Origin of the sequence: Mycolicibacterium austroafricanum, assembly GCF_902705885.1 — a bacterium.
In the GTDB taxonomy this organism is placed as follows: Bacteria; Actinomycetota; Actinomycetes; order Mycobacteriales; family Mycobacteriaceae; genus Mycobacterium; species Mycobacterium vanbaalenii_A.
Genome location: NZ_CACSIP010000023.1, coordinates 134,466 through 161,263 on the forward strand (window position 1 = coordinate 134,466; position 26,798 = coordinate 161,263).

General features: G+C 68.4%; 28 protein-coding genes and 1 pseudogene. 19 read left to right on the top strand and 10 right to left on the bottom strand.

What is annotated here, in order from left to right; genetic code table 11:
• Window positions 1–41: 41 nt before the first annotated feature.
• Window positions 42–734: a GntR family transcriptional regulator gene (locus BEMPMBAN_RS16185; RefSeq protein ID WP_159231778.1), complete on the bottom strand. Its 693-nt coding sequence runs from the start codon at window positions 732–734 to the stop codon at window positions 42–44.
• Window positions 735–799: 65 nt separating this feature from the next.
• Between BEMPMBAN_RS16185 and BEMPMBAN_RS16190 the strand changes: the two genes are divergently transcribed.
• The 7 genes from BEMPMBAN_RS16190 to BEMPMBAN_RS16220 all read left to right on the top strand — a co-directional run bounded on the left by BEMPMBAN_RS16190 (window position 800) and on the right by BEMPMBAN_RS16220 (window position 7,113).
• A complete protein-coding gene (locus BEMPMBAN_RS16190; RefSeq protein WP_234897509.1) occupies window positions 800–1,636 on the top strand; it encodes an HpcH/HpaI aldolase family protein in 837 nt (278 codons plus the stop codon).
• Window positions 1,633–2,433 carry a carbon-nitrogen hydrolase family protein gene (locus BEMPMBAN_RS16195; RefSeq protein ID WP_159231780.1) on the top strand — a complete coding sequence of 267 codons (801 nt, stop codon included), beginning with the start codon at window positions 1,633–1,635 and terminating at the stop codon, window positions 2,431–2,433. Before BEMPMBAN_RS16190 ends, BEMPMBAN_RS16195 begins: the two co-directional genes overlap by 4 nt.
• Window position 2,434: 1 nt before the next feature.
• On the top strand, window positions 2,435–3,526 hold the full coding sequence (locus BEMPMBAN_RS16200; RefSeq protein WP_159231782.1) for a C4-dicarboxylate TRAP transporter substrate-binding protein: 1,092 nt from the start codon (window positions 2,435–2,437) through the stop codon (window positions 3,524–3,526).
• Window positions 3,523–4,041: a TRAP transporter small permease subunit gene (locus BEMPMBAN_RS16205; protein WP_159231784.1), complete on the top strand. Its 519-nt coding sequence runs from the start codon at window positions 3,523–3,525 to the stop codon at window positions 4,039–4,041. Before BEMPMBAN_RS16200 ends, BEMPMBAN_RS16205 begins: the two co-directional genes overlap by 4 nt.
• Window positions 4,038–5,414: a TRAP transporter large permease gene (locus BEMPMBAN_RS16210; RefSeq protein ID WP_159231786.1), complete on the top strand. Its 1,377-nt coding sequence runs from the start codon at window positions 4,038–4,040 to the stop codon at window positions 5,412–5,414. The genes BEMPMBAN_RS16205 and BEMPMBAN_RS16210 overlap by 4 nt, the downstream gene beginning before the upstream one ends.
• A gap of 61 nt (window positions 5,415–5,475) precedes the next feature.
• Window positions 5,476–6,090, top strand: coding sequence for a class I SAM-dependent methyltransferase (locus BEMPMBAN_RS16215; RefSeq protein WP_159231788.1), 615 nt, complete (start codon window positions 5,476–5,478; stop codon window positions 6,088–6,090).
• A 48-nt stretch (window positions 6,091–6,138) separates the two neighbouring features.
• On the top strand, window positions 6,139–7,113 hold the full coding sequence (locus BEMPMBAN_RS16220) for a pirin family protein (protein ID WP_159231791.1): 975 nt from the start codon (window positions 6,139–6,141) through the stop codon (window positions 7,111–7,113).
• 70 nt (window positions 7,114–7,183) lie between these two features.
• Here BEMPMBAN_RS16220 and BEMPMBAN_RS16225 read toward each other — a convergent pair whose 3' ends face one another.
• The 3 genes from BEMPMBAN_RS16225 to BEMPMBAN_RS16235 form a co-directional block, all read right to left on the bottom strand.
• Entirely contained in the window at window positions 7,184–9,331 is a 2,148-nt protein-coding gene (locus tag BEMPMBAN_RS16225; protein ID WP_159231793.1) for an FUSC family protein, read from the bottom strand.
• A complete protein-coding gene (locus tag BEMPMBAN_RS16230) occupies window positions 9,331–9,795 on the bottom strand; it encodes a hypothetical protein (RefSeq protein WP_234897523.1) in 465 nt (154 codons plus the stop codon). Before BEMPMBAN_RS16230 ends, BEMPMBAN_RS16225 begins: the two co-directional genes overlap by 1 nt.
• Before the next feature lie 100 nt (window positions 9,796–9,895).
• Entirely contained in the window at window positions 9,896–10,462 is a 567-nt protein-coding gene (locus BEMPMBAN_RS16235) for a TetR/AcrR family transcriptional regulator (protein WP_159231795.1), read from the bottom strand.
• Between the two features lie 165 nt (window positions 10,463–10,627).
• On the opposite strand from BEMPMBAN_RS16235, the gene BEMPMBAN_RS16240 reads away from it, so the two are divergent.
• The 8 genes from BEMPMBAN_RS16240 to BEMPMBAN_RS16275 all read left to right on the top strand — a co-directional run bounded on the left by BEMPMBAN_RS16240 (window position 10,628) and on the right by BEMPMBAN_RS16275 (window position 17,657).
• Window positions 10,628–11,263: a TetR/AcrR family transcriptional regulator gene (locus tag BEMPMBAN_RS16240; protein WP_200846001.1), complete on the top strand. Its 636-nt coding sequence runs from the start codon at window positions 10,628–10,630 to the stop codon at window positions 11,261–11,263.
• Window positions 11,264–11,369: 106 nt separating this feature from the next.
• A complete protein-coding gene (locus BEMPMBAN_RS16245) occupies window positions 11,370–12,299 on the top strand; it encodes an SAM-dependent methyltransferase (RefSeq protein WP_159231799.1) in 930 nt (309 codons plus the stop codon).
• 101 nt (window positions 12,300–12,400) lie between these two features.
• The gene (locus BEMPMBAN_RS16250) at window positions 12,401–13,816 is read left to right on the top strand and encodes an aldehyde dehydrogenase family protein (RefSeq protein WP_159231801.1); all 1,416 of its coding nucleotides are present in this window, start codon (window positions 12,401–12,403) and stop codon (window positions 13,814–13,816) included.
• 11 nt (window positions 13,817–13,827) lie between these two features.
• On the top strand, window positions 13,828–14,691 hold the full coding sequence (locus tag BEMPMBAN_RS16255) for an SDR family oxidoreductase (protein WP_159231803.1): 864 nt from the start codon (window positions 13,828–13,830) through the stop codon (window positions 14,689–14,691).
• A gap of 6 nt (window positions 14,692–14,697) precedes the next feature.
• Window positions 14,698–15,663 (top strand): NADPH:quinone oxidoreductase family protein, encoded by a 966-nt coding sequence (locus BEMPMBAN_RS16260; protein WP_159231805.1) that lies wholly within the window; start codon window positions 14,698–14,700, stop codon window positions 15,661–15,663.
• A complete protein-coding gene (locus BEMPMBAN_RS16265) occupies window positions 15,663–16,367 on the top strand; it encodes a haloacid dehalogenase type II (protein WP_159231807.1) in 705 nt (234 codons plus the stop codon). Before BEMPMBAN_RS16260 ends, BEMPMBAN_RS16265 begins: the two co-directional genes overlap by 1 nt.
• 23 nt (window positions 16,368–16,390) lie before the next feature.
• The gene (locus BEMPMBAN_RS16270; RefSeq protein WP_200846002.1) at window positions 16,391–17,128 is read left to right on the top strand and encodes a methyltransferase domain-containing protein; all 738 of its coding nucleotides are present in this window, start codon (window positions 16,391–16,393) and stop codon (window positions 17,126–17,128) included.
• 43 nt (window positions 17,129–17,171) lie between these two features.
• Complete coding sequence (locus tag BEMPMBAN_RS16275) at window positions 17,172–17,657, top strand: DUF456 domain-containing protein (RefSeq protein ID WP_159231809.1); 486 nt, start codon at window positions 17,172–17,174, stop codon at window positions 17,655–17,657.
• Window positions 17,658–17,730: 73 nt separating this feature from the next.
• Here the strand turns inward: BEMPMBAN_RS16275 and BEMPMBAN_RS16280 are convergent, their stop codons facing one another.
• The 3 genes from BEMPMBAN_RS16280 to BEMPMBAN_RS16290 form a co-directional block, all read right to left on the bottom strand.
• Window positions 17,731–18,531 carry a tyrosine-protein phosphatase gene (locus BEMPMBAN_RS16280; protein WP_159231811.1) on the bottom strand — a complete coding sequence of 267 codons (801 nt, stop codon included), beginning with the start codon at window positions 18,529–18,531 and terminating at the stop codon, window positions 17,731–17,733.
• Window positions 18,531–19,835 carry an acyl-CoA dehydrogenase family protein gene (locus tag BEMPMBAN_RS16285; RefSeq protein WP_159231813.1) on the bottom strand — a complete coding sequence of 435 codons (1,305 nt, stop codon included), beginning with the start codon at window positions 19,833–19,835 and terminating at the stop codon, window positions 18,531–18,533. Before BEMPMBAN_RS16285 ends, BEMPMBAN_RS16280 begins: the two co-directional genes overlap by 1 nt.
• Window positions 19,836–19,918: 83 nt before the next feature.
• The gene (locus BEMPMBAN_RS16290) at window positions 19,919–20,143 is read right to left on the bottom strand and encodes a hypothetical protein (protein ID WP_159231815.1); all 225 of its coding nucleotides are present in this window, start codon (window positions 20,141–20,143) and stop codon (window positions 19,919–19,921) included.
• A 187-nt stretch (window positions 20,144–20,330) separates the two neighbouring features.
• Between BEMPMBAN_RS16290 and BEMPMBAN_RS16295 the strand changes: the two genes are divergently transcribed.
• On the top strand, window positions 20,331–20,972 hold the full coding sequence (locus BEMPMBAN_RS16295; RefSeq protein WP_272952240.1) for a response regulator: 642 nt from the start codon (window positions 20,331–20,333) through the stop codon (window positions 20,970–20,972).
• Window positions 20,973–21,048: 76 nt separating this feature from the next.
• Window positions 21,049–22,173 carry a sensor histidine kinase gene (locus BEMPMBAN_RS16300; RefSeq protein WP_200846010.1) on the top strand — a complete coding sequence of 375 codons (1,125 nt, stop codon included), beginning with the start codon at window positions 21,049–21,051 and terminating at the stop codon, window positions 22,171–22,173.
• A gap of 96 nt (window positions 22,174–22,269) precedes the next feature.
• Here BEMPMBAN_RS16300 and pntB read toward each other — a convergent pair whose 3' ends face one another.
• Together pntB and BEMPMBAN_RS16310 are read right to left on the bottom strand one after the other, a co-directional pair.
• Window positions 22,270–23,712, bottom strand: coding sequence for a Re/Si-specific NAD(P)(+) transhydrogenase subunit beta (pntB, locus tag BEMPMBAN_RS16305; RefSeq protein ID WP_159231821.1), 1,443 nt, complete (start codon window positions 23,710–23,712; stop codon window positions 22,270–22,272).
• 6 nt (window positions 23,713–23,718) lie between these two features.
• Window positions 23,719–25,260, bottom strand: a complete 1,542-nt coding sequence (locus BEMPMBAN_RS16310; RefSeq protein ID WP_159231822.1) for a Re/Si-specific NAD(P)(+) transhydrogenase subunit alpha — start codon at window positions 25,258–25,260, stop codon at window positions 23,719–23,721.
• 278 nt (window positions 25,261–25,538) lie between these two features.
• Between BEMPMBAN_RS16310 and BEMPMBAN_RS16315 the strand changes: the two genes are divergently transcribed.
• Window positions 25,539–25,916 carry a hypothetical protein gene (locus tag BEMPMBAN_RS16315; RefSeq protein WP_159231825.1) on the top strand — a complete coding sequence of 126 codons (378 nt, stop codon included), beginning with the start codon at window positions 25,539–25,541 and terminating at the stop codon, window positions 25,914–25,916.
• Here the strand turns inward: BEMPMBAN_RS16315 and BEMPMBAN_RS16320 are convergent.
• A pseudogene (locus BEMPMBAN_RS16320) lies at window positions 25,901–26,008 on the bottom strand (CAP domain-containing protein); the annotation flags it as partial. The gene BEMPMBAN_RS16315 and the pseudogene BEMPMBAN_RS16320 sit on opposite strands and share 16 nt — an antisense overlap.
• Window positions 26,009–26,141: 133 nt before the next feature.
• Here BEMPMBAN_RS16320 and BEMPMBAN_RS16325 point away from each other — a divergent pair.
• On the top strand, window positions 26,142–26,789 hold the full coding sequence (locus tag BEMPMBAN_RS16325; protein WP_159231827.1) for a TetR/AcrR family transcriptional regulator: 648 nt from the start codon (window positions 26,142–26,144) through the stop codon (window positions 26,787–26,789).
• The last annotated feature ends 9 nt before the right edge of the window (window positions 26,790–26,798 follow it).

Below are 26,798 nucleotides of genomic sequence, written 5' to 3' on the forward strand. Positions count from 1 at the left end.
CCTCTCTGTTGATCGAGGGAGTACCCGCTGCGCTGCCAGTGCTACGCAGGAGCCGCGCCGCGGGCAGCGGAAAACGCGTCAACCAACTCGGGGATCTCACGCAGATGCCGGCGTAGCGCCTCGACGCTGGCATCGGCGTCGTTGCGGTCGAGGGCGGCGACGAGTTCGCGATGCTCACGCTCGATGGTGGTCAACCGACTGGGTGCCTCGACGAGGGTGCGGGTGCCGAGCCGAACCTGGCGCGGCTGCAGAGAGTCGTAGAGCTCGGCGACGACCGCATTGCCCTGATGACGCACGATCTCGGCGTGGAACTGCTGATCCAGCTGAGCGAACCCGTTCCAGTCGCCCACCTGCCCCGCCTGCTCCATCTCCTCGATCAACACACGTGCGCTTGCCGGGACGCCGGCCTGGCGCTGACAGATCGTCCGCAGCGCGGCGGATTCGAGGACGAAGCGCGCCTGGTAGATCTCGCGCATCTCCAGTGCCGTGACCACCCGCACCTGCGCCCCCCGGCGGGGGAGCAGATCGACGTACCTCTCCACCTGAAGCCGCTGCAGCGCTTCGCGGACCGGGGTTCGCGACGTGCTCACCCGAGCGGCCAGCGCCACTTCGTCGATGAACTCGCCTTCGGCGAACTCGCCGCTGAGGATCGCGTCGCGGATCCAGCCGTAGGCGCGCTGGCTGGCGGTGGCCTTGACCGCCTCCGCGCCGCTGCGGCTTCCGATGGGGGGCATGAAGTTCATTCAACCATTTACACCGCGTGCATTCTTCGTGTATACAACGTGTGTACAGTCACTGTTTGCACCCCGCCCCGACCACCCCGAGAAGAGGCGAAGCGTTGTCGAAGCCACCCGAAGACGGCGCCGCACCCCGTCACCCGTCGGTCTCCATCTGGCTCACCGAACCCTCCGCGGCCGCCGTCGAAATGGGCAGCCTGGCCGGGTATGACACCGTGGTGCTCGACATCGAACACGGACTCTTCGACCTGCACGCGCTGGACTGGATCATCCCGCTCATCCGGGCCAAGGGGATGCGGGTGATCGCCAAGGTGCTCGGCCCGGAGCGCGGCCCGATCCAGCAGGCGCTCGACTTCGGCGCCGACGCCGTCGCGATCCCGCACATCACCTCCGCCGCCCACGCCGCGCAGATCTGCGGATACGCGAAGTTCCCGCCGCTGGGTGACCGGTCCTTCGCCGGCGGCCGGACCTCCGATTTCCGCGGGTTCACCGACGACTGGGTGCGCGCTCAGGACCGAAAAACCCAGTGCTACCCGATGATCGAGGACGCGTCCGCATTGGACGAGATCGAGGCGATCCTGGACCTGCCCGTCGTCGACGGCATCTTCATCGGACCGTCGGACCTGTCGCTGCGCCGGGATCGCGGCGCCTACACCGTGACCGAGGCCGACCTCGCCGACATCCGCCATCTGGCCCGCGCCGCCACCGCCGCCGGCAAGCCGTGGCTGCTCCCGGCCTGGAGCGAGGTCGAGCAGCGCCTGGCCATCGAAGAGGGCGCGCACACCATCGTGGCCACCATGCAGTACGGCGCGATGCTGGCCGGGTTCACCGCGACGATGCAGAACCTCCAGAAGATCAGCCTCGAGAACATCACTGCGGGGGAGACAGGAAACCGATGAATCTGACTGCCGCAGTTGCCCAATTCGCCCCGACCGAGGACAAGGCCGCCAACGTCGAGACGATGATCGATCTGCTCCGCCAGGCCGCCGGATACGGCGCCGAACTGGTGGTGCTGCCCGAGTACTCGGTGTTCACCGTGTCCTCGATGGACGACCGGTTCGTGCGCACCGCCGAACCCCTCGACGGGCCTTCGGTGACCCGGCTGGCGCAGGCCTCCGCCGAACTGGGCCTGACCGTCATCGTCGGTGTCAACGAGGCCGCCGAGCAGGGCAGGATCCACAACACCCTCGTCGGCATCCAGGACGGCAAGGTCGCTGCGGTGTACCGCAAGGTCCACCTCTACGACGCTTTCGGATACAAGGAATCCGACCGCGTCATCGCCGCCGACCCCACGACGCCCCAGCTGCTGCGGATCAACGGATTCACCATCGGCATGCAGACCTGTTACGACCTCCGGTTCCCGGAGACGACGCGGGTTCTGGTCGACGCCGGCGCCGATGTGATCGCCCAGCCTGCCGAGTGGGTTCCCGGGCCGCTCAAGGAATATCACTGGAACACGCTGCTTCGGGCGCGGGCCATCGAGAACACCGTCTACGTCCTGGCCGCCGATCAGATCGCCCCCGCCGGTTCCGGCAACAGCGCCATCCTCGACCCGATGGGCATCCCGTTGGCCGCGCTCGGGGAGGCCGCCGGCGTCGGAGTGGCACGCCTCGAGCGCAGCCGCCTTGACAGCGTGCGCACCGTGAACCCGGCGCTGTCCCTGCGGCGTTACCGGGTCCAGCCGGAGGTGCGTTGACATGACCAGACTCGCCCATCGCCTGCGCGTCGCCGTCGCGGTTGCCGCGGCAGCCGTGTGCACGGCAGCGCTGTCGGCCTGTGCCGTCAACGACGGAAAGTTCGTGCTGCACTACACCACCTACTCGTCGCCGACGTCGGACCAGTCGGTGACCATGCAGCGGTGGGCCGAGGAGGTCGAGGATCGCACCGACGGTGGAGTACGGGTCAAGTTCCACTACTCGCAGAGCCTCGTCGACGCGGACGAAGCGCTGCAGGCGACCCTGGACGGCCGGGCCGATCTGGCTCAGGTCGGCTCGCTGTACTCCGCGTCGGATCTGTCGATGTTCACCGTGATCGAGTTGCCGTTCGAGACCAACAACCCCGAAGTGCAGATGACCGCCATCGAGCGGCTCTACGAGGAGAACGACACCTACCGCAGGGACTTCGACCGCCAGGGCGCGCAACTGCTGTTCCCCCTGCCGCTCGGCATCAACCTGCTCGGTCTGGAGGAACCCGCCCCGACCCCGATGGCCCTGGCGGGGCGCAGCATTCGGTCCGGCGGCCTCACCTCCGAGGCGCTGCTCACCGTCGGCGCGAACCCGGTGGCGATGACCGCGACCGATGTCTACGAGTCCATGGAACGCGGCGTCATCGACGGGTACACCTCCCTGGCGATCGCCAACCTGCCCACCTTCGGATTGGCATCGACCACGCCGTACCTCGTCGACCCCGGAATCGGCGCCTACGCGTCCTCGATCGTGGTGATCAACTCCGAACTGCTCGAGTCGATGCCGTCGGAGTACCAGGACGCGATCGGCGAAGCGTCCGGCAACGCCATCACCAACGGGCTGGAGGAGATGGACAAGCTCGGCGTCGAAGCGTGCACCGACCTGCGTGCGACCGGCGCGCAGTTGGCGACGATGCCGCCCGCGGATGTCGACGCGTGGAAGGAACGCGCCGGGATCGCCCAGGAGTGGGTCGACCGGTACGCCGAGCGTGGCTACGACGCCGAGGATGTGCTCGCCGACTATCGCCGGATCATCCGCGAAGAGTCCGCGCGCTCAACGTATGTGGATCCGTTCTACGCGTGCCTCGAGGGGGAGATCCGATGACCGAGGACATCACGCTTCCGCGGCCGGTGCTGGTGGTCGCGCGGACGCTGAGCATCGTGGCCGGCATTCTGCTGATCGGGCTCACCCTGCTGACCATCGCCGACGTGATCAGCCGCAACGTCCGTGATCGCTCGATCGTCGGAACCGTCGAGATCGCCACCATGCTGCTGGTCGCCATCGGCTTCCTCGGTCTGGCGTCCGCTGAAGCCGACGGTCGGCACGTGGCGGTCGAACTGTTCGAGAGTCGCTTCGGAGTGCGCACCCGAACGGTCTTCTCGATGCTGCGCACGCTGCTGTTGATCGGACTCGGAGTCCTCCTCACGTGGGGGCTGAGCGATGTCCTGCTCAGCGCCCTCGAGCGCGGTGAGACGACGAACGACATTCTGCGACTGCCCACTTGGCCCGCGAAGGTGGTGTTGCTGGCCTCATTCGTCGTGTTCTTCGTCGTCGCCGTGTGGAAGGAAGTCCGCACCACCGCGGCCTTGCGTGCCGAGCAGAACGGGGGACACCGATGACCGCCACCACAGGCGTCATCCTGCTCGTCGTCGTCGTGTTGTTCTTCGGCCTCCTGGCGATCCGCCTTCACGTGGGCTTGTCGCTGATGGCCTCGGCGTTCGTCGGCGTGTTATTGCTGCGCGGCACCGGAGCCGGGGTCAGCACCGTGGCCAATCAGCCGTTCTCCACGGCGGCCGACTACTCGCTGACGATCATCCCGCTGTTCATCGTGATGGGGATATTGGCCGTCCGCGCGGGCCTCGCCCAGGCCGGCTTCGATCTGGCCTCGGCGGTGTTGCGCCGCCTTCCCGGCGGGCCGGCACTCGCGTCGCTGGCCGGGTCCGGGATGTTCGCCGCGGTCACCGGCTCCAGCGTGGCCACAGTCGCCACGATGGCACGGGTCTCCACCGACGCCATCGTCCGCGCCGGGTACAGCATCCGGCTGGCCGCCGGGGTCGTCTGCGCCGGCGGAACACTGGGCGTGCTGATCCCGCCCTCGATCGTTCTTGTCCTGTATGGCGTGGTCACCGAGGAGAGCATCGGGCAGCTGCTGATCGCCGGGATCGGCCCGGGGGTGGTGACGATCGCCGCCTACGCCGCCGCGATCGTCGCGCTGGTGATGTGGCAGCGGCGCCGCGCCGGGCGTCGCGCCGGCGAGACCGCCGCCGACCCGGAAGGCGAGTCCGGCGAGGCTCTGTCTGAAGGAACAGCCGGGTCCGGCGCCCCGGGCCGCCTCGACCTGTTGGGGTTCGGCTACCTGGTGGTCATCTTCGCCGTGTCCATCGGCACGATCTACCTGGGTCTGGCCACCCCGACGGAGGCCGCGTCCTTCGGTGCGTTCGCCGCGCTGATCATCCTGCTGTTGCGGACCCGGCCGCCGGCCTGGCTGCACGAGATCAAAGAAGCTCTCACCGAGGCCATCGGCCTGACTGCGATGACCTTCCTGCTGATGATCGGTGCCGGGGTGTTCACCTACGTCCTGGCCTTGAGCGGCGCGAGCACCTCGCTGGTCAGCGCGGTGACCGAGGCCGACCTGTCGCCGTACCTGGTGCTGGTGCTGTGTCTGGTGGTACTGCTGCCGCTGGGCATGTTCCTCGACGGCATCTCGATGATCCTGATCGCCGCGCCGCTGCTGCACCCGATCCTGACCGGCTACGGCTTCGACGGGATCTGGATCGGCGTGCTCATCGTCAAGGTCGCCGAGATGGCGCTGATCACGCCCCCGGTCGGCATGAACGCGTTCGTCTACTCGGGTGCGGTGCGCGAGGCGGGGCTGGGCCGCGTCTTCCGCGGCGTCGTCCCGTTCCTCGTGGCCGACGTCGTGGTGGTGGCACTGCTCATCGCGTTCCCGGCCATCGTCACGTTCCTGCCGTCGATGTCCGCCGCGCAGTAGCTCCCGACACCTTCCCCGACCCCGGTGAGATGATCGCCCTGACGAGGGGAGCCGACCGATCGTGCGCTATCCACCACAGGACGCATTCGCCGACGAGGTCTCGCACTGGGACGACATCCCGGGATGGTTCCACTGGCGCGAAGGCCAACAGGAAGCGGTCGCCGCGTTCCCCGAGCGCAGCACGTTCGTCGAGGTCGGTTGCTACCTGGGCCGCAGTCTGTGCTCACTGGCCGATGTGGTGCGCGACTCGGGACGCGACTACACGGTGATCGGTGTGGACACCTGCCGCGGCAGCGGGCAGGAGGGTCCGGCCAGCAAGAATGCGCACGGTCCCGCGGTCGAATACGGCGGAGGGACGTTCGCGGGTCTGTTGCACCGCAACGTGATCGCGTGTGGGTTCGCCGATACGGTGCACGTCTTCATCAGCTCGTCGCCCAGGGCGGCCGACTTCTTCACCGACCGCTCGCTGGCGTGGGTGCATCTCGACGCGCGGCATGACTACGACAGCGTCGCCGCCGACATCGACGCGTGGGCGCCCAAGGTGATGCCTGGTGGCTGGCTGTCCGGTGACGACTACGACGACCGGTTGTGGCCCGGGGTTGTCGGCGCGGTCCGCGACCGGGTGCCGGATGCGCACGGCTGGCTGACGGCACAGTGGCGGTGGCTCAAGCCGTGACGGGGTGCGGGCGGGAATTAATCGGACCACAGTCCGGTTGAGTTGGCTATGCCTGCCATCACCGCCGACACCCTCACCCTGCCCCGCATCGCCGGCCCTGCCGCGTCCGACACCGAGCGGCCCGTGCGGTCGGTCACGACCGGCCCGCGCGGCTACGAAGGCGAGGGGTTCCCCGTCGTCCGCGCATTCGCCGGCGTCACCGCCCGCGACCTCGACCCGTTCGTCCACATGGACCAGATGGGCGAGGTGGAGTACCAGCCCGGCGAGCCACGCGGTACCGACTGGCACCCGCACCGCGGCTTCGAGACCGTCACCTACATGATCGACGGCCGGTTCGCCCACCAGGACTCCCACGGCGGCGGCGGCCTGATCGCCGACGGCGCCACCCAGTGGATGACCGCGGGCTCGGGCATCCTGCACATCGAGACCCCACCCGCCGAACTCGTCGAGAGCGGCGGGACATTCCACGGCATCCAGTTGTGGGTGAACCTGCCGCGCAAGGACAAGTTCGCCGCGCCCAGGTACCAGGCCATCGAAGGCACCCAGGTCAAGCTGCTGTCCTCCGACGACGGCGGTGCGCTGCTGCGGGTCATCGCCGGTGCGGTCGACGGCGAGGGCGGTCCCGGTGCGACGTACACGCCGATCACGTTGGCGCACGCCACCGTCGAGCCCGGTGCTCGGCTGAACCTGCCGTGGAACCGCGACTTCAACGCGCTCGTCTACGTGCTGTCGGGCCGCGGCACCGTCGGACCGGTCGGTCACCCCGTCGCGCAGGGCCAACTCGCCGTGCTCGGCCCCGGCGACCGGATCACCGTGGCCGCCGACGGCACGCAGGACTCCGACCGGCCGGCGCTGGAGCTTCTGCTGCTCGGCGGTGAGCCGATCCGCGAGCCGGTGTTCCAGTACGGGCCGTTCGTGATGAACTCCAAGTCCGAGCTGGTCCAGGCGGTCGAGGATTTCAACGCCGGCAAGTTTGGGTCGATCCCGCCGAACGCGTTGATGCCGCACTGGCCCCTGCGCTGAGCCGCGCCGGAACGGTATTCCAGGTGCGGAAAATCGAGAGAACGCCTGCTGGAATACCGTTCCGGCGAAGTCAGGGGTCCTGCAGCGGCCAGACCAGCTCCAACTCGCCGAGCAGTGCGGCGACGGTCAGCAACGGCAGGGCCGCCGATACGCCGAGGTCGTCCTCGCGTGCTTCGGAGCGCAGTGCCAGCACGAAGTCGTCGGCGATCGGCACCCACGACCGGTCCTGGTCGAACCGCCCCGCCAGCCGTTGGCAGATCGCCTCGGCGTGGAACTCCAACACCACACGCACTTTCGGATACGCCGACAGCGGCGGCGGTGTGGGGATGTCGGCGATCAGATCGGCCGCCGAGCGCAGCCGAATCGCCCGGTTGAACGACCGCACGATCGGCGCCCGGAAGTCGGTCTCGCCGCTGCTCTCCGAAAGATACTGGCGCACAGCATCATCGATCACCCGGGAGGCGGCCAGTGCGTTGTAGCTCAGCGTCGCCACCTCGTCGGTGCGTTCCTCGAACGCCCCGCGGGTGATCCGCAGTACCGCGGCTTGCAGATACCGGGCGAAGATCACCCGCGCTGAGTCGATCGCGCGGGTGACCGATGCGGTCGCTCCTCGTGGCCACAGCAACAACGAGGCGAACACCCCGACCAGCGCACCGATCACGACGTCCTCCACCCGGATCAGCCCGACCTGCCAGCCGGTCGGGACGACGAGGTTGAAGATGATCAGCACCATCATCGTGAACGCTGCCTGTCCGGCGGTGAACGAGGCGATCTCGGGGACGTAGGCCGAACCGAAGACGGCCATCGGCAGCAGCAGCCACAGCACCGCCGGATCCACCCCGACCAGTGAGATCAGCACAGCGCCGAGCAGGAAGCCGATACCGGTGCCGATCACCGCCCGCCACACCCGGGTGCCGGTGGTCAGCGCGCTGCTGCGCAGCACCGACAGCGCACCGAGAACGACCCAGAAGCCGTGTTCGACGGGGAACAGATGGGTGACAGCCACCGCCAGCGCCAGCCCGAGGCCGGTGCGCAGGCTGTTGCGGAACGCTACCGCGCGGTTGGCGACGAACCCGGACGTGATCTGCGCGGCGACAACGGTCTCGGGCAGCAACCGGTCCGAGGCCCCCGTCTCGGGCAGCCGCAGGCCGAACGCCCGGGCCCAGACCGGTCGTGCGTCGGCGGCCGCCGCGGCGGCGATGATGCGGCCGGTCGCGCCGATGGTGGCCGCGATGGTGCGTCGCCGCAGCAGCTCTCGTCCCAGGACCACCGCATGCGCATCGTCGGGGGCGCCGAGGATCGCGGCGAGGTCTTCGCGATACCGCCCGCGCGCGGCGGTGCGCAACGCGACCAGGGCCAACTCCAGGTCGGCGCGGGCGGCGTCCCGTCGCGCCACCCGGGTGATGCGCAGCACCGCGGCCGCATCCCGCAGCACCCGCACCGCGGGGTCCTTCATGTCGGCCAGTGCCGCACCGGCCTGTTGCCCGGCGCGGTCGGCGACCCACTCGAGGTCGTCGACCACCCGCACCAGTGCCCGGCTGCCCGCGGTCAGCCCGACCGGCCGGAAATCGGCGCCGAGGAAGTTGGCGCGCAGCGCGTCCATCGCCCCGGTCACGTCGTCGGCGGACGCGCGTCCGTCCAGCCTGTCGGCCAGGGCGCGGCAAGCCCGGGCGGCGTGCCGGCGCAGTTCGCCGTGGTGGCGGGGCGGCAGCACGAACAGAGCGGCAGGTACACACACCGCCAACGCGATGGTCCACCCCAGGAGTCGGTCCTCGACCGGTGCCGGGGGCGTGCACGCCGGCAGGACGAACGTCAACAGCGTGGCGCGCTGACCCGCGGCGATCGTCTCGCTGAGCACCCCCGAGAACGTCACCGCGACCCCGAGGACGAACATCAGCAGCACCGCCGGAACCGGAAGCGGCGCGACCAGCGTGCCCAGCGTGATCATCACGAAGCCGTTGAGCGCCAACCCGGCGTAGGCGACGGCACGGTTCTGCCGGTTACCCGGGAAGTCGGAGAACACCAGCAGCGCAACCGACCCGAAGATGGTGAACAGCGGCGTCTGCGCGTTGCCCCCGGCGACAGCGAAACTCAGTGCCCCCGCCATCGGGACGACCAGCGCGGCCCGCACTGCGCGCCGCAACGCGTCGTTTTCCGGGTCGCGCCGTTGGACGCGCCGCGTGATGCGGTGCCGCAGGCCGTCGGCAGCGATGACCATCAGTGGGCGAGCACCTTGATGCCGATGACCAGCACGCCGACCCCGGCGAGTAAGACAACCGTCAGAATTTGCTGCCACCACGGCAGCTGCGTCCTGCGGACCGCCAGCAACGCGATCAGGCCGAGCTCGACAACCAGGATCCACTTCGCGATCCACATGGCTGTGTCGGTGTCGAGCACCCCGAAGCCGGCCACCGCCAAGGCCAGCAGCGGAAGCAGGCTGGCCTCCAGAATCTGGCCGGAGGCCTGCAGCATCCGCCACAGCTCCACCCTGCGTGGAGCCCGCTCGTGCACGCTGAGATGGGCGACGAAATCGGCGAGCAGGCTCGCCGCCCACAGCCCGCCCATCGCGACCGCCACGTCGATCATCCGGTCCCAGGCGCTGGTGTCCTCGCCGGTGTAGTGGGTGAGCACCGCGAGCGTCGCCAGGCACGAGATGGCGCCGTAGAGGCGCTCCCGCAGCATCGCCACGACGTGCTCGACCGGCACCTCCGGTGTGCCGTCGGTGGTGTCGTCCGGTCGGGTCGTGACGTCCGGGTGGGCGCCGCGGTCGTCGTCGCCGGTCTCAGTCATCGTCGGGCACCGAGCTGAAGCGACCGGAGTCGAGCGCCTGCAGCAGCTGGGCGATGATCCAGGCCAGGCCGTCGGTGTCCGGTGGGAGTATTGCCTGCTCGTAGCCGACCAACAGGTATATCGCCCACGCCGCGAAGAGCTCGGCCTGACGTTCGTCGTGCAGGATCTCCAGCGTCGACTCGTAGACGGCCTCGAAGCGCTGACGGTCCACCTCGGCCTGCACCGAACGCACCCCGGGGTCGATGGAGCTCCACACCCGGATGGCCGCCTCCGCGCCGTGCGGCAACGCCAGGCCGGCTTCCATCAGGCTCGCGATCCGCTGTCGGGGGTCGGCTTCGGTCCGGCTCGCCAGCACCACCTTGACCGTCATGCCCTCACGCCAGTGGTCCACCAGCGCCCTGGTGTAGACCGGCCAGCTGGGAAAGTGGTGGTAGAACGAGCCGGATGTGACGCCGAGACGCTGACAGACCTCGGCCAGCTTCAGGCCCCCGTAGCCGAGGTCGGACAGGACATCGAGCCCGGCATCAAAGTACGACTCTCGTGAAGAGACGACCCCCATGTCCGAAACCCTAGTTCGACTGCGGCGGGCGATCCGGCGTCGTGGACGACAAATTCGCGGCCCGGCACCGCGGACGGCCGGCATTCGGTTTGCTGAAATTCGGCCCCGGCACCTGGAACGGCATCGCATGACGACCTGTCAGGTGACTTGTGGCACAATTTGACCGTGCCGTACACGGCGAGTAGAGGTCCAGGTCGTCCTCCCGCAGCGAAGGCCGCTGAAACGCGGGAGCGCATTGTGCACGCTGCTCGCGGGGTATTCAGCGAGCTCGGCTACGACGCGGCGACGTTTCAGGCGATCGCGATCCGCGCGGATCTGACCCGTCCCGCCATCAATCACTATTTTTCCAGCAAACGCGTGCTGTGGGCCGAGGTGGTCGAGCAGACGAACCGCTCGATTGTTAGCGTGGGCATCGCCAGGGCTCGTGAACAGACCGCCCTGATCGACCGGTTGGCAACGTTCCTGTCGGTGGCGACTCAGGCCGAAGCCGAGGATCGCTCCGCGGCGGCGTTTCTCGTCACGTCCGTGCTGGAGTCCCAGCGTCACCCGGAGCTCAGCAGCGACGAGCACGACCCGTTGAAGAACTCGCGGGCATTCGTGTCCTGGGCGGTCAACGACGCCATCGCACGCAGTGAGCTCAGCACCGACACCGACGTCGGACACCTGGTGGAGATGCTGGTGGCGGTCGTGTGGGGGATGGGCTTCTACGCCGGGTTCGTGGGTGACCGCGCCGAACTCGGCGCCGTCGTGCACAAACTCGAGCTGCTGTTGGCCAACAAGCTCTGGCAGCTCGGCGGCTGACCGGCCCGCTCCGGCTGTGGATCTCCTGTGCATGTCCCTGCGGTGAGCGCATCCCGCCAACTTTTAGTTAGACTTGCGAAGTAACCGCGAGGGGATGGAGCCCGCCATGAGTTCACTGCGCACCGACAACGACACCTGGGACATCGCATCCAGCGTCGGCGCGACCGCCGTGATGGTGGCCGCCGCCCGCGCCGCGGAGACCGACCGGCCCGAGCCGCTGATCCGCGATCCGTACGCCAAGATCCTGGTGGCAGACGCCGGTACCGGCGCGTGGGAGTACATGCTCGACGACGAGTTCGTCTCCAAGGTCGCCGAGGCCGACAGCGAGATCGCGGCGATGTTCGAGCACATGGGCAACTACCAGGCGGTGCGCACCCATTTCTTCGACGCCTTCTTCACCGCCGCCGCCGACGCCGGTATCCGTCAGGTCGTCATCCTGGCCTCCGGTCTGGACTCCCGGGCGTTCCGGCTGCCGTGGCCCGCCGGCACCACGGTCTTCGAGATCGACCAGCCCAAGGTGCTCGAGTACAAGGCCGCCACACTGGCGTTGCACCACGTGGGCCCGACCGCGGACCGCCGTGAGGTCGCGGTCGATCTGCGGCAGGACTGGCCGAGCGCGCTGGTCGAGGCGGGCTTCGACACCGCCGAACCCACCGCGTGGCTGGCCGAGGGGTTGCTGATGTATCTGCCCGCCGACGCCCAGGATCGGCTGTTCACCCAGATCACCGAGCTCTCCGCGGCCGGAAGCCGGGTGGCCGCCGAGTCCATGGGGATCCACGCCGAGGACCGCCGCGAGCGGATGCGGGAGCGGTTCACCGCGCTGACCGCGAAGTTCGACGTGGAGCCGATGGACATCACCGAGCTCACCTACGAGGATCCCGACCGCGCCGATGTCGCGGTGTGGCTGCGCGCGCACGGCTGGCGGTCCGCCACGGTCGACTCCCAGGACGAGATGCGCCGCCTGGGCCGGTTCGTCGAGATCGCCGACGCGGACGGGCAGTCGTTTTCCACCTTCGTCACCGGCGAGCGGGTCTGACCTCTTTCGGGACCCCTGAGGGGGCCGAACGGGTGGCTGTTCACCAACCGGCCGGTTGGTTACGATTCGGGTACTCCACGGTCACCGAAGGAGACCTCATCATGACCACAGAATCCGTTGTCCCAGCTCAGGTGGACAATTCCAGCGACACCCCGGACATCCCCGCCATCGTCCGCCGTCTCCGGCAGACATTCGCCACCGGCCGCACCCGCAGCGTCGAATGGCGCAAGCAGCAGCTGCGTGGCCTCGAACGGCTGATGACCGAGAACGAGGCCGCGATCGCCGACGCGCTCGACAAAGACCTCGGCAGGTCCCCGTTCGAGGCGTGGCTCGCCGACGTCGCCAGCACCGCCGGGGAGGCCAAGGCCGCCGCGAAGAACGTCGGCAAGTGGATGAAGCGCCGCCACCGCCTGCTGGAGTTGTCGCAGCTGCCCGGCCGGGGCTGGGTCGAATACGAGCCCTACGGCACCGTACTGATCATCGGCGCGTGGAACTTCCCGTTCGCCCTCACCCTCGGTCCGGCAGTCGGCGCCATCGCTGCGGGCAACACGGTGGTGCTCAAGCCGTCCGAGGTGGCGCCGGCGTCATCCGCGCTGATGGCCGAGCTGGTGCCGCGTTACCTCGACAACGACGCCATCGCCGTCGTCGAAGGTGACGGTGCGGTCAGTCAGGCGCTGATCGCGCAGGGCTTCGACCACCTCCTTTTCACCGGCGGCACCGAGGTCGGCCGAAGGGTCTACGAGGGCGCGGCACCGCATCTGACGCCGGTGACCCTGGAACTGGGCGGCAAGAGCCCGGTGATCGTGTCCGCCGACGCCGACGTCGATGTGGCGGCCAAGCGCATCGCGTGGACCAAGCTGATCAACTCCGGTCAGATCTGCATCGCGCCGGACTACGTCCTCGCCGAGGCGCCCATCCGCGACAGGCTGGTCGACAAGATCAGGGAAGCCGTCGAGACCTTCGAAGGCGAGAACGCCGGTGGCAAGCGCATTGTCAACGAACGCCACTTCGACCGGCTAACCACCGCACTGGCAGCCACCAAGGGCACGGTCGCGGTCGGCGGCGGCTCGGATGCCGCCGGTCTGAAGATCCAGCCGACCGTGGTGGTCGACCCGGACCCGGGTGAACCGCTGATGACCGACGAGATCTTCGGCCCGATCCTGCCGATCATGACGGTCCAGAACCTGGACGAGGCAATCACTTTCGTCAACTCCCGGCCCAAGCCGCTGGCCGCGTACCTGTTCACCAAAGCCAAGTCGGTACGCGAGCGCGTGATCAAGGAGGTGCCCGCCGGCGGCATGGTGATCAACCACCTGATCTTCCATTTCGCCACCCACAAGCTGCCGTTCGGCGGCGTCGGGCCGTCCGGCATGGGCGCCTATCACGGCAAGTTCGGCTTCGAGGAGTTCAGCCATCGCAAGTCCGTGATGACGAAGTCGACCCGACCCGACGTCGGCGCCTTCATCTACCCGCCGTATACAGAGAAGGCTTGGAAACTCGCTAGGCGACTCTTCTAGGAAGGAACCTCATGCCAGGAGTGCAGGATCGCGTCATCGTCGTCACCGGTGCCGGAGGCGGACTCGGGCGGGAGTACGCCCTGACGCTCGCCCGCGAGGGCGCCAGCGTCGTCGTCAACGACCTCGGCGGGGCGCGGGACGGCACCGGCTCCGGATCGGCGATGGCCGACGAGGTGGTCAAGGAGATCCGAGACGCCGGCGGACGTGCCGTGGCCAACTATGACTCCGTCGCCGAACCCGAGGCCGCAGCCAACATCATCAAGACCGCGGTCGACGAGTTCGGCAAGGTCGACGGCGTGGTCAGCAACGCGGGCATCCTGCGCGACGGCACCTTCCACAAGATGGAGTTCGGCAGTTGGGACTCCGTCATCAAGGTGCACCTCTACGGCGGCTACAACGTGATCCGGGCGGCCTGGCCGCACTTCCGCGAGAACGGCTTCGGCCGCGTCGTCGTCGCCACCTCTACCAGCGGGTTGTTCGGCAACTTCGGGCAGGCCAACTACGGTGCCGCCAAGCTCGGCCTGGTCGGCATGATCAACACGCTGGCCCAGGAGGGCGCGAAGTACGACATCAAGGCCAACGCCGTGGCGCCGATCGCGGCCACCCGGATGACGCAGGACATCCTGCCGCCCGAGGTCTTCGAGAAGCTGACCCCGGAGTACGTCGCCCCGGTGGTGGCCTACATGTGCACCGAGGAAATGCCCGAGACCGCATCGGTGTTCATTGTCGGCGGCGGCAAGGTGCAGCGGGTCGCGCTGTTCCAGAACAACGGCGTCACCTTCACCAGCGTGCCCTCGGTGGACGACGTCGCCGGCAAGTGGGGCGAGATCACCGACCTGTCGGCGGCCGAGCGGGCCACCTTCAGCCTCGGCTGACCTCGGGTGAAAGCGCTTGTAGCGCAGGAGCTGTCGGGCCCGGCGGGGCTGAACTACGTTGACGTGGACCGCCCGGCTGACGATCCTGAGAAGGTTGTCATCGACGTGGGCGCCGCGGGCGTCTGCTTCCCGGACCTGTTGCTGCTGCGCGGCGAATACCAGCTGCGCCTGGAGCCACCGTTCATCCCCGGGATGGAAGTGGCCGGCGTGGTGCGGTCAGCACCCGCGGCGTCGGGATTGACAGTCGGTCAACGGGTGTCGGCATTCACGATGATGGGCGGCTACGCCGAGCAGGTGGCGGTGGCCCCCGACGCCGTGGTGCCGACCCCCGGTGACCTCGACGACGCCTCCGCGGCTTCGTTGCTGGGCAACTACTACACGATGTACTTCGCGCTGCAGCGTCGTGGCGCTCTGCTGCCCGGCGAGACGGTGCTGGTGCTCGGGTCCGGCGGAGGGGTCGGAACCGCGGCGGTCCAGATCGCCAAGGCGTTGGGCGCCAAGGTCATCGCGATGGTGCACCGGCCGTCGGCGGTCGAGTTCGTCGAGTCGCTCGGCGCCGACGTGGTGCTGCCGCTGACCGACGGATGGCTGGATACGGTCAAGCAGCACACCGGCGGGCGGGGAGTCGACCTGGTGGTCGACCCGGTCGGCGGGCAGGCTTTTGATGTCGCAGTCCGTGCGATGACCACTGAGGGCAGGCTGCTGGTCATCGGATTCGCCGCAGGCGGCATCCCGACGGTGAAGGTGAACCGGCTGCTGCTGCGTAACGTCAGCATCGTGGGCGTCGGGTGGGGCGAGTTCGTCAACCGCACACCCGGGGCGCAGGCCGAAGTCGGCGCCGGATTGGCCGAGCTCGTCGCAGCCGGGTTGAGACCCCCGGAGCCGGTGCGCTTCCCGCTGTCCGAAGGGGCCGAGGCGCTGCAGCACCTGGCCGACGGCAAGGTGCACGGCAAGCTGGTACTGGAGCCCTAATGCAGGTCCGTGCACTAGCGTTCGACGTGTTCGGCACGGTCGTGGACTGGCGCACCAGCATCGTGGGTGAGCTCGAGGAGTTCGGCCGTAACCACGGGGTGGAAGCGGACTGGCAGTGCTTCGCCGACGACTGGCGCGCGGGCTATGCCCCCGCGATGGATCTGGTGCGTAGCGGCGAGCTTCCGTGGACGCGGATCGACGACCTGCACCGCCGTATCCTCGACGAGTTGCTCCTAGGCGCGGGGATCACGGCGATCAGCGACGACGACGTCGACGACCTCAATCGCGCATGGCACCGGTTGGATCCTTGGCCCGACGCCGTGGCCGGCCTCACCCGGTTGAAGGAACGGTTCGTCGTCACCACGCTCTCGAACGGCAACGTCTCGCTGCTGGTGAACATGGCCAAGCGCGCCGCGCTGCCGTGGGATTGTGTGCTGTCGGCGGAGATCTTCGGGCACTACAAGCCCGACCGCGAGGCCTACCTCGGCACGGCGGCCCTTCTCGATGTCGCACCCGATGAGCTCATGCTGGTCGCGGCACACCCCGGCGACCTCCGCGCCGCCGCGGACGCGGGGTTGCGCACGGCGTTCGTCTTCCGGCCGGCCGAGCACGGCCCGGAGCGCACGCTGCGCAAACCCGACGACGCCGAATTCGACTTCATGGCAGACGATTTCCTCCACCTCGCCGACCAGTTGGGCGCGTGAGCCGTCGGCGTACCGTGGACGGTATGAGTGCCAACACCACCGTGTCCCCCGCCCTGCGGATGGCGGAGCAGTTGCTCGTCGACCCGCCGCAGAATCCCGATGTCAGCAGGGGGTATCTCGACCTGCTGGGTGAACGATCCGCCGAGACCGGGGACCGCAACACCGGGGCGATCCAGGCGCTGTGGGCGTCGCGGCTGGGCTCGCTGTTCTACGACAACGCCCAGACCGTCGTCCGCCGCCTGATGACGGCGTGGCAGGAGCCCACCGAATGGCTCAACCTGCCGGTCGGCGGCACCGCCCTCGACGTCGGCAGCGGCCCCGGCAACGTCACCTCGGCACTCGGCCGTGCGGTCGGGCCCGGCGGGCTCGCGCTCGGTGTGGACATCTCCGAGCCCATGCTGGCGCGCGCCGTACGCGCCGAGGGCGGTCCGAACGTCGGCTTCCTGCGGGCCGATGCCCAGCGCTTGCCGTTCCGCGACGAATCCTTCGATGCGGTGGTCTCGATCGCGATGCTGCAGCTGATCCCGGACCCGTCGGTGGCAGTCGCGGAGATGGTGCGGGTGCTGCGGGCCGGTCGGCGCATGGCCGTCATGGTGCCGACCGCCGGGCCGGCGGCAGCCGCACTGCGCTACCTGCCGAACGCGGGTGCCCACGTCTTCGGCGACGACGAACTCGGTGATGCGTTCGAGCGCCTCGGCCTGGTCAGCGTCCGGACCAAGAACGTCGGCACCATCCAGTGGGTGCGCGGCAAGAAGGCGTGAGCGGAGGCCCCGGTGACCTCGGCGACCCCGTAGTGTCGCGGGCGTGAGCACCGGGGGCCTCGTACTCGTCGCGCTGGCGATCGCCGTCGGCCTGGCCGGCATCATCCTGCCCGTCCTGCCCGGCGCGTTCCTGGTGATCGCCGCCATCGGCGTGTGGGCGTTCGTCGAGGGCGGCGTGGTGGCGTGGGTGACGTTCGGCATCGCGGCGGCCGTGTTCGCCGCGGCCGAGGTCATCAAGTACACCTGGCCGGTCAAACGGATGCGGCGGGCCGAGGTCCGGACGTCGGTGCTGGTGGTCGGCGCGATCGCCGGTTTCGTCGGGTTCTTCGTCATCCCTGTCATCGGGCTGCTGATCGGCTTCGTCGCCGGCGTGTTCGCCGCCGAGTTGGCGATACGTCGCGACCTGGTCAGGGCGTGGGCGTCCACCGTGCATGCCGTCAAGGGCGTCGCGCTGTCGATCGGGGTGGAGCTGGCCGGAGCGTTACTGGCCACGGTCGCGTGGGTGGTCGGGGTGTTCCTGACGGTCTAACCAGTCGCCGAGCGTGTCGATGTTGTACACAAAGCCCGAGTGAGCCGTGCAACAACTGCCCCCTGGGCGAGGGCTAGCCGCGCAGGGCTTCCCGCAGCCGTCGGACGTCCTCGTCAGTGAGCCCGGATGCGTCCAGATAGCCACGCAACGAACCGAATTCGTCGTCCAGCGTGCGGCGCGCAGTGTCTAGGTATTCCTCGCGCACCCCTAGCACCGCCTCGGTCAGCCGCGCCTCGGCCAGCTCCATCACCTCGGGCATCTCCGCCGCCCGCGCGCGGATCGTTGCCAGGATGCTCTCCCGCAACTGCGGCACGGCGACGTTGCTGCGCAGATAGTCGGCCATGATCGCGTCACGGTCGACCCCGGCGGCCTCGAGGACGACGGCGATGGTGAACCCGGTGCGGTCCTTGCCGGCGAAGCAGTGCGCCAGTACCCGCCGGTCCGTTCCGAGCAGTGTCACCACCCGGTGCACGGCTTGACGCGCCAGCGGGGCGGCGGCGATGCGGCTGTACTCCTCGGTCATGTATCGCGCCGCGGCGGCGGGGACGGACTCGCCGTCGGGCTTTTCGGTCATCATCCGCTTGAACGCCTGCTCGTGCGGCGCCTCGTCGTCGGACGCGGTGGTCTCGATGAACGGCAGGTGGTGAATGTCCACCCCGGCAGGCACCAGCCCGGCGCCGTGCCTTTCGAGTTCGCGCAGGGTCCGCAGATCGGCGACGTCGGTCACGCCGAAACCGGCCAGTGTGGCCCGGCCTGCCTCGTCGAGCTTGGACAACTCACTGGCGCGGAAGAACCGGCCGGGCGCGATGCCGGCGTGCTCGGAGACGTCGCGGAAGTTCCACGCCCCCGACAGTTCGGTTCCGACGGAGGCCACTAGCTCGTCACCGCCGGGCCCGATTGGCGGTTCACCGCCGGGCCCGATTGGCGGTTCACCGCCGGGCCCGATTGGCGGTTCACCGCCGCCGCGAACGCGGACTTCTCCCCTCCGAGTTCGGCCCGGGCGATGGTCCGCATGTGCACCTCGTCGGGTCCGTCGAACAACCGCATCGCGCGGTGCCACGCGTACAGCCGGGCCAGCGGGAAGTCGTCGCTGACGCCGGCGCCGCCGTGCACCTGGATGGCGCGGTCGATCACGTCGCACGCCATCTGCGGCGCGATCGCCTTGATCTGGGCGACCTGCTTCTGCGCTTCCCTGCTCTTGTTGCCGTGCTGATCGATGGTCCATGCGGCCTTGTGGCAGAGCAGCCGGGCCTGGTCGATCTGGTTGCGCGACAACGCGATCTGCTGTTGCACCATCCCCTGCTCGGCCAACGGCTTGCCGAACGCGATGCGCTTCTGCACCCGGTCGATCATCAACGCCAGCGCCCGCTCGGCGACGCCGATCGCCCGCATGCAGTGGTGGATGCGGCCCGGCCCCAGCCGCGCCTGGGCGATCGCGAAGCCACCGCCCTCCTCACCCAGCAGGTTGGACACCGGCACCCGCACGTTGTCGAACGAGATCTCGCAGTGCCCGTGCTGGTCCTGCCAGCCGAACACCGGCAGCGACCTCTCGATCGTGACGCCAGGGGTGTCGACGGGCACCAGGATCATCGACTGCTGCTGATGGCTGGCCGCATCCGGGTTGGTGCGGCCCATCACGATCATGATCGTGCAGCGCGGGTCGGCGACCCCGGTGATCCACCACTTGCGGCCGTTGATCACGTAGTCGTCACCGTCGCGCAGCATGGTGGTCTGGATGTTGCGGGCGTCGCTGGAGGCCACCGCGGGCTCCGTCATCGCGAAGGCACTGCGGATCTCACCGGCAAGCAGCGGCTCCAGCCACTGCTTGCGCTGCTCGTCGTTGGCGAACAGGTGCAGCGTCTCCATGTTGCCGGTGTCGGGTGCCGCGCAGTTGAGCACCTCGGGCGCGATGTCACCGCTCCACCCGGACAGTTCGGCCAGCGGCGCGTACTCCAGGTTGCTCAGCCCCGACTCCGACGGCAGGAACAGGTTCCACAGCCCCTGCTCCTTGGCGAGCTTCTTGAGCTCCTCGACCACCGGGGGCACGGTGTGATCGTCGGGACCCTTCTCGTGCCGGTAAGCCTCGTACGATGCCTCGGCGGGGAACACGTGCTCGGTCATGAAGGAGGTCAGCCGGTCGTGGTAGTCCTGGCCTTTGGCTGACATCGCGAAATCCATGACCGCCACGATATGACACGCGGTGAAAATGGCCCTCTCCGGATCGTCATCCGAGGAGGGCCATTGTCGAGGGCTGCCGGCGATCAGCCCAGGAACGGGTTGTGGTGGTAGTTGCCGTGGCGGTAGTGCGAGGTCGGCCACTGCGGCGGGTTTGCCTTGGTGTCCGGGGTCGCCACGATGGCGGTGTGTCCGCTGGTGGTTGTGGTGTTGACCTCGGCGCCGGCCGTGCCTGCCAGGCCGAGCGCCGCCCCACCGATGATGCCCGCCGAGAGAAGGGGCAGGGCCAGGTAACGGGTGATCGTCTTCATTGTCATTCCTCTGTGCTGGTTGCTTTTTCGGGTTCGTCCGCCGGTTGTTTCGGCGATGTACAAAGAATGCCCTGGTGGGCGGCTCACGTCTGTCCGCCTGCCGGTGGACGCACCGGGTGAAACCGGCGTCCTCCAATCGGGGGATAGCGCGCGGGCGCTGTGCGAAGCTGATCGCCATGGGGGGACGGTGACCGGCGACAAGGTGCGGGTGGTGGTCGGCGACGACCACCCGATGTTCCGCGAAGGCGTGGTCCGTGCGTTGCAGTCGAGTGGGTCGGTCGAGGTGGTCGCCGAGGCCGACGACGGGACGGCCGCCCTGGCCGCGATCCGCGAGCACCACCCGCAGGTGGCCCTGCTGGACTACCGGATGCCGGGTCTGGACGGAGCCGAGGTCGCGGCTGCGGTGCAGCGAGACCAGTTGCCCACCCGGGTGTTGCTGATCTCCGCGCACGACGAGTCGGCGATCGTCTACAAGGCGCTGCAGGAGGGTGCGGCGGGATTTCTGCCGAAGGAGTCGACTCGCTCGGAACTGGTCGCCGCGGTGCTGGACTGCGCGAAGGGCCGCGACGTCATCGCCCCCGGTCTGGCCGCAGGTCTCGCCGGTGAGATCCGGCGGCGCGCCGAGCCCGAGGGGCCGGTGTTGAGTCCCCGCGAGCGGGAGGTGCTGGTGTTGATCGCCGGCGGCAGCAGCATTCCCGCGATGGCCAAGGAGCTGTTCCTCGCCCCGTCCACGGTCAAGACCCACGTGCAGCGCCTCTACGAGAAGCTCGGGGTCAGCGACCGGGCCGCTGCCGTCGCCGAGGCGATGCGGCGCAAACTGCTGGACTAGCGTGACCGGCCTCCTGGGACGACTCGCCGATTACCGCGATTTCCTTGCGGCCGAACCCGTTCGCGTCGCGGCAGCGATGCGGTTGCCGCTGATCGGCCTCATCGCGACGCTGGTGTGGATCTGGGAGGTCGACCACTGGCTGCCTGGGCTCTACGTGGTGATCCTCGGCAGCTACGCGGTCGCGGCGTCGGTGTGGCTGGTCGCGGTGCTGCGCAGCCCCGTTCCCCGCTGGGCGGGCTGGGTCTCGACCGGCGTCGACCTCACCGTCATCGTCTCGCTGTGCATGGTCTCCGGCGGTGCGACCGCGGCGCTGCTCCCGGTGTTCTTCCTGCTGCCGATCTCGGTGGCGTTCCAGGACCGGCCGGCATTGACGGCGCTCATCGGGGGCGTCACCGCATTCGGTTACCTCGCGGTGTGGATCTTCTACTCCAAGCGCGACGACCGCATGGGTCTGCCCAACATGGTCTACACCCACTTCGGCTTCATGGTGTGGCTGGCGGTGGCGACGACGGCGCTGTGCTTCGTGTTGGCCCGTCGCGCGGAACGACTCAGGGCACTGCAACAGATGCGACTGCAGCTGGTGTCGGAGGCGATGCAGTCCGACGAGCAACGCAATCGCGAGGTCGCCGAGCATCTGCACGACGGCCCGCTGCAGACCCTGCTGGCGGCCCGCCTGGAACTCGACGAGGCCCGCGAGCGCAACCCGGACCCGGCGCTGGACATGGTGTACGCCGCGTTGCAGGAGACCGCCACCGGCCTGCGGTCGACGGTGACCCAGCTGCACCCGCAGGTGCTCGCGCAGCTGGGGCTGACGGCCGGGGTGCGGGAGTTGTTGCGGCAGTTCCAGACCCGCTACGACATCGAGGTGATCGCCGAACTCGAGGAGGTCGGCAAGCCGGCGAGCCAATCGCTGATGTACCGGGCCGTCCGCGAACTGCTCACCAACGTCGGAAAGCACGCCGGCGCGAGCAGGGTGCGGGTCGACCTGCGGCGCCTCGGGGATCGGGTGGTGCTGACGCTCGGCGACGACGGCTGCGGGTTCGACCCGGCCATCGTCGGGAAGTCGTTGGCGGAGGGGCACATCGGGCTGGGCTCACTGCTGGCACGCTTCGATGCCATGGGTGGCTCGATGCGTATCTCGACGGACGTCGGCTACGGCACCCAGGTGACGGTCACGTCACCGCCCGAATCCGACGACTGAGTCACCCTCGAAGCGCAGGGCTGACGCATCCACGTTTTGCACACGAAGCGCGAGTAACTCGCTACAAAAAGTGGATGCGTGGCACGGGCCCGCCGATCAGACGTGCTCGGTGACCGACAACGCCGCGTTGATCGCGTCCACGCGGTCCTTGGCATCGCCGAACAACATCTGGGTGTTCTCCCGGAAGAACAGCGGGTTCTGCACGCCGGCGTAACCCGACGCCATCGACCGTTTGAAGACGATGACATTGTCGGCGTTCCACACCGTGAGCACCGGCATCCCCGCGATGGGGCTGCCGGGATCCTCGGAGGCCGCCGGGTTGACGGTGTCGTTGGCGCCGATCACCAGCACGACGTTGGTGCCGTCGAAGTCGTCGTTGATCTCGTCCATCTCGAGGACGATGTCGTAGGGCACCTTGGCCTCGGCCAGAAGCACGTTCATGTGGCCGGGCAACCGTCCGGCGACGGGGTGGATGCCGAAACGGACGTCGACGCCGCGCTCACGCAGCTTGCGGGTCAGGTCGGCGACGCCGTACTGGGCCTGCGCGACGGCCATCCCGTAGCCGGGGGTGATGATCACCGAGGTGGCCGTGCTGAGCAGTTCGGCCACCCCGTCGGCGGTGATCTCGCGGTGCTCGCCGTAGTCCACATCGGACCCGCCACCGGAGCTTTCTATCCCGAAGCCGCCGGCGATGACCGAGATGAAGGACCGGTTCATCGCCTTGCACATGATGTAGGACAGGTAGGCACCGGAGGATCCGACCAGCGCGCCGGTGATGATCAGCAGGTCGTTGCCCAGCAGGAAGCCGGATGCCGCTGCGGCCCAACCGGAGTAGCTGTTGAGCATGGACACCACGACCGGCATGTCGCCGCCGCCGATCGAGGCCACCAGGTGCCAGCCGAGCAGCAGGGCCAGCACGGTGACCACCGCGAGCAACCACAGCGTGGGGTCGATCACGAACCAGACCGTGAGCGCAAAGAAGGCGAGCAGCGCGCCGACGTTGAGAATGTTCTTGCCGGGCAGCATCATCGGCGCGGAGTTGATCCGGGCGGAGAGCTTGAGGTTGGCTACGACGGACCCGGTGAAGGTCACCGCACCGATGAAGACGCCGATGAACACCTCGGCCGAGTGGATGCCGAGCATGCCCTCCTGGGCGAGTGCCACGGCTTCCGCGCCGGCCGGATCACCCTCGACGTGCAGGTAGCCGTTCCAGCCGACCAGCACCGCGGCGAGTCCGACGAACGAGTGCAGCAGCGCGATCAATTCGGGCATACCCGTCATCTCGACGATCTTCGCCCGCCACAACCCGATCACCGCGCCGATGACCATGGCGACGATCAGAAGCGCCAGACCCAGGGGCTCGATGTCGCGGGCGAGCGCCAGCGCGATCGTCGCGATCAGCGCGACGGCCATCCCGGCGATACCGAAACTGCTGCCGGCCTTGGAGGTTTCGTGTTTGGACAACCCGGCCAGTGCCAGGATGAACAGCAGGGCCGCAACAACATACGCCGCGGTTGCGGTGTTTTCCAGCGTTAACATGGTCAGCTAGCTCCTCGAGAACATGGACAACATGCGGCGCGTCACCGCGAAGCCGCCGAAGACGTTGATGCTGGCGAGCAGGATCGCCACGAAAGCGATCCCGGTGATGACGTTGTCGCCGTGCCCGATCTGAAGCAGCGCGCCGACGACGATGATCCCGGAGATCGCGTTGGTCACTGACATCAGCGGGGTGTGCAGCGCGTGATGCACATTGCCGATGACGTAGTAGCCGATGACGATCGCCAGCGCGAAGACCATCAGGTGAAACTGCAGCGCGGCCGGGGAGAGCGCGATCAGCGCGAACAGTGCCGCCGCGACGGTGAAGGCCACTCCCAGGCGGCGCCCGGTCGTCATCGGTTTCTTCGCCGGCTTCGCCTCCGGGCTTTCCTGGGCGACGGCGCCACCGGCAGCGGGAGCGGCCGACACCTGCACAGGCGGAGGCGGCCAGGTGACCTCACCGTCGCGCACCACAGTCACCGAGCGCTGCACCACGTCATCAAAATCCAGGGTGAGCTGACCGTCCTTCTCGGGGGTCAGCAGTTTCAGCAGGTTGACCAGGTTGGTGCCGTACAGCTGCGATGCGGTGGCGGGTAGTCGGCCGGCCAGATCGGTGTAGCCGATGATCGTGACTCCGTTGTCGGTGACGACGGCCTGGTCCTTGACCGTGCCCTCGACGTTGCCGCCGTTGGCCGCCGCCATGTCGACGATGACGCTGCCGGACTTCATCGAGGCCACCATGTCGGCGGTGATGATCCGCGGCGCGGGCTTGCCGGGTATCAGCGCGGTCGTGATGATGATGTCGACATCCTTGGCCTGCTCGGCGTACAGCGCCGCTTCGCGAGCCTTGTAGTCGTCGCCCATCTCCTTGGCGTAGCCGGTGGCCGACGCCTCGGCGGCCGCAGGATCGACGGGCAGGTACTCCCCGCCGAGCGACTTGACCTGATCGGCAACCTCGGGCCGGGGGTCGGTGGCCCGCACGACCGCCCCCATACTGCCTGCCGCGCCGATTGCGGCCAGACCGGCCACACCTGCGCCGACCACCAGCACCTTGGCCGGCGGCACCTTCCCGGCCGCGGTGACCTGTCCGGTGAAGAACCGGCCGAACTGATGCGCCGCCTCGACCACGGCGCGGTAGCCGGCGATGTTGGCCATCGACGACAGCACGTCCAGCGACTGCGCGCGGGAAATCCGCGGTACCGCGTCCATCGCGAGCACCGTGATCGGGCGTGAGGACAGCTCCTCGACGAGCTCCGGCTTCAGGGCCGGCGAGATCAGGCCGATCACCGTCGCGCCGTCTCGGACCGCCGCGATCTCTGCGCTGTTCGGGGCGTTGACCTTCAGCACCACGTCTGCCGCCAACACCTGCACGGTGGATCCGACGTCGGCGCCGGCCTCGGTGAACGCGGAGTCGGAGAAGCTCGATGCACTGCCCGCGCCGGCCTCTACGACGACGTCGTAGCCGAGCTTGATGAGTTGGCCGACCGTCTGCGGGGTGGCGGCCACACGCGTTTCGCCAGGCAGCGACTCTTTCGGTATCCCGATGATCATCGATATCGATCCGATCTAGGCTTCGCTCACGGTGCAGTCGGACGCACGGGGGCGCCCCGACACAGCTCGTCGTTGGACGGGTGGAATACGTCAGTGTAAGAGTTCGCCGGACTCGCGGTAACGCCTGTACGACGCGAGCCGCGCTGGACGTGACGGATCGGGGTGGATGGTAACGGCAGTCAAGACTGAACCGGTGCCGGTCTCGAAACGGCACCGATCCGGCATCGACATTCTCCGGCGGGTAACGCGATATGCCCCGCTAGCCCCACGATGTCGGTATGAGCAAGGTGGTCGAACGAGGGATCGCGCGATGCCCGCGATGCGTGTCGGTGGCGGACTACGTCTTCATCGAGACAGGGGCCGGGGGCGCCTTGCGATACGAGGTGCGTTGCCGCAAGTGCGGCGAGTGCTACGGCGAAGATTCCCGGCCGCTGATGCTGCTGCCGGTGGTCGTCGTCGCCGAACCACGCATCGAATGGCCACCCGACCGTGAACCGGTACCCGAGCGGGACTGGCGCAGCGAGGTGAGGGAACGGATGTCATCGGCGATGCGGGTGGGACGATCCGAAGTCGACGAGGTGGCCCGTCGCACCCGGACGTGGGTGCTCGAGCACCGGGCGAGGCGCAGTGCCCGGGTGGATCAGACCGGCGGGTAGGCGGGTGGCGGGTACACCCCGCGCAGGATCCACGCGAACCAGTTGATGCCGTACTCCAACTCGTCGCTTGCGTCGTAATCGGGATTGGGGTCCACCGCGATACCTCCCAGTTGTCTGGCTGGAGTCTAGACCGGCTGCGCCCGCGACAACATAGCAACGGCCTACACTGCACCAACCAGTTAGTCGACCCCGGAGTGGTCCGGGGCCTGCCTATAGTGAGTCGCCATGTCTGAAGCTGTCACCACCAACGGGATGTCGCGGCGCGAGGAGTTGTTGGCGGTCGCCACCAAGTTGTTCGCCGCGCGCGGCTACCACGGCACCCGAATGGACGACGTGGCAGAAGCGGTCGGCCTGAACAAGGCCACGGTGTACCACTACTACGCCAGCAAGGCCCTGATCCTCTACGACATCTACAAGGGCGCCGCGGACTTCACCGTCGACGCGCTGCACGACGACCCGACGGCGTCGGCCCGGGAGACCATCTACCACTTCACCCGGCGCCTGCTCGTCGGCATCGCGAGCAACATCGAACGCGCTGCGGTGTATTTCCAGGAGGGCCCCTACATCACCGAGTGGTTCACCGAGGAGCAGGTGGAGTACATCCGGGAGAAGGAAGCGCAGGTCTACGAGCACGTCCGTGACGTGATCGACCGCGGGATCGCCAGCGGCGAGTTCTATGACTGCGACTCACACGTGCTCGCCCTGGGATACATCGGCATGACCCTCGGTTCCTATCGGTGGCTGCGGCCGCACGGCCGGCGCACCGCACAGGAGATCGCCGTCGAGTTCAGCACCGCGCTGCTGCGCGGCCTGATCCGCGACGATTCGGTGCGGCAGAGCGCGCCCCTCGGGGTCGACGTCGCCGCCACCTGAGGCGGGCAA